The sequence below is a fragment of the Collinsella sp. CLA-ER-H6 genome, from assembly GCF_040092305.1.
Classification (GTDB): domain Bacteria; phylum Actinomycetota; class Coriobacteriia; order Coriobacteriales; family Coriobacteriaceae; genus Collinsella.
Genome location: NZ_JBBNLS010000036.1, coordinates 1 through 1,644 on the forward strand (window position 1 = coordinate 1; position 1,644 = coordinate 1,644).

Below are 1,644 nucleotides of genomic sequence, written 5' to 3' on the forward strand. Positions count from 1 at the left end.
GACGCTGCAAGCCCGCCAGGGCGGCAATCTGCCTTTCAACTTCGGCGGCATGACCAGAAGGTCAATGCCGCCTCGTTTCAAGGCACCTTGCTCGCTCTGGCGGGCTTTCGCTCATATGACCCAATCCGCTGTCAAGAGCCACAATGGCCCCGCCGACCGCTTGCAATCGGTCGGCGGGGCCTGCCGTTAACCCGTCCCGGTCCGCCCCGGCATGTCGTCGACGCCTTCGGCTCAGTCTCATATCCGCGGATACCGTTCTGTCGGCCCGCACTCCATTCCTTCGGCGGGGTTCCCCAAGTCTGTCGAGGCGCATGCGGAGGGCTCCGCGCGCACAGCGAAATAGGGGGTATCCCCGAAGGCCGCCCGGCTCGTCGGGACGGGGGCTATGTCTATTCCGCGCCCTCCCGGCACATCATGCCGAGGGCCCAGAGCCACCTCACGAGCTCGGCCGCGGTGGCCGCGTTGGCCTTCGCCGCGGGCATGTCGCGGGCGAGCATCTCCTCGCGCCGCCGCAGGAGCCGCTCGGACCCCTTCCTCCCGTGCATCCTTATCTCGAGGGGCACGCCCGTGTCCCTTGGCATGAGCTTCGGCTGGTGCCGTGCCGCGGCGTAGCACCATGAACCCTCAACGGCCAGCTTCCTCACGAGCGCGTTGCCCGCGCCGCTGATGCCTCCGAGCCGCACGGAGTCGCCACTCGACCTCTGACTCGGCGCGAGGCCGAAATAGGCCGTGACCTGCCTTCCGGAACGGAACCTCGTGAAGTCGCCGACCTCGGCCGAGAAGGCTGCGGCCAGCGCGAAGGCGCAGCCCTTGATCGACTGGAGGGCGGCCACCTCCGCGGCGATCGGGCTGGCATCCACGGCGGCCCTGTACTCGGAGAGCAGGTCCGCCCGGGCCTCCGCCGCGGCCTCGACCTCGTTCCTCAGGGCGGCGAGCGTCCGAACCCCGCCATCGTCCTCCGGCCTGACCTTGTCGAGCCACCTCAGGAAGTCGTAGGTCCAGTACTTCCTCGGGTTGCCGGCGGGCGTGGTGCCGCCGTAGACGAACCCCCGCTTTGCGAGGAAGGCGAGCAGCCGCTGCTTGGCGGTCGCCAGGCGCGCGGTCGCCCCGCCGTAGGCGCCGGCGAGGTCCCTGATGCCTTCGACCTCGGGGGAGGGGACCCATACGGGGGAGATGTCGTGGGCGAGTATCGCCTTGGCCATCCTGGCGGCGTCGTTCCTGTCGTTCTTGGAGGCCGAGTCGGCGGCCGACCTGGGGATCTTCGAGACCGCGGCGACGGCGCACTCGACGCCGAGCCCGGCGAGCTCCCTTTGCGGGGCGAAGCCGAGGTAGCCGCTCTCGTAGGCCGCGAGCGACGGCCCGGGGAACCCATCCATCCGCCCGGCGATCTCGCCCCAGGGGTTGCCGGGGAACCTCCTCGTCACGGCCTCGCCGGTGTCCGCGTCGAGGGCGCAGACGGTGGTCGACCTCAGGTGGACGTCCATCCCGAACGCGGTAGAATACTTTGGCATGGGAGCCTCCCAACCTCGTTGCGGCGCGGCTGCGCCTATGGCACTTCAACATCATTGTCGCAGCCCCGACCCGCGGTCACGAGCGGGGGCTCCTATCTTTTTAGTGCCCTCGGATTGGGTCATAGTGTCTGTC

Annotated in this window: 2 protein-coding genes; one reads left to right on the forward strand and one right to left on the reverse strand. The window is 69.1% G+C overall.

The window, feature by feature from the left end; genetic code table 11:
• Positions 1-190 (forward strand): hypothetical protein (locus AAAX77_RS09775; protein WP_349106087.1); only part of this gene is annotated, 190 nt, incomplete at its 5' end.
• Positions 191-389: 199 nt separating this feature from the next.
• Here the strand turns inward: AAAX77_RS09775 and AAAX77_RS09780 are convergent.
• Positions 390-1,511 carry an IS110 family transposase gene (locus tag AAAX77_RS09780; RefSeq protein WP_349106089.1) on the reverse strand — a complete coding sequence of 374 codons (1,122 nt, stop codon included), beginning with the start codon at positions 1,509-1,511 and terminating at the stop codon, positions 390-392.
• Between the last annotated feature and the right edge of the window lie 133 nt (positions 1,512-1,644).

What these genes read in the sequence shown, in the direction of transcription:
- AAAX77_RS09780 (WP_349106089.1), bottom strand. Translation starts at nt 1,511, where the DNA reads ATGCCAAAGTATTCTACCGCGTTCGGGATGGACGTCCACCTGAGGTCG.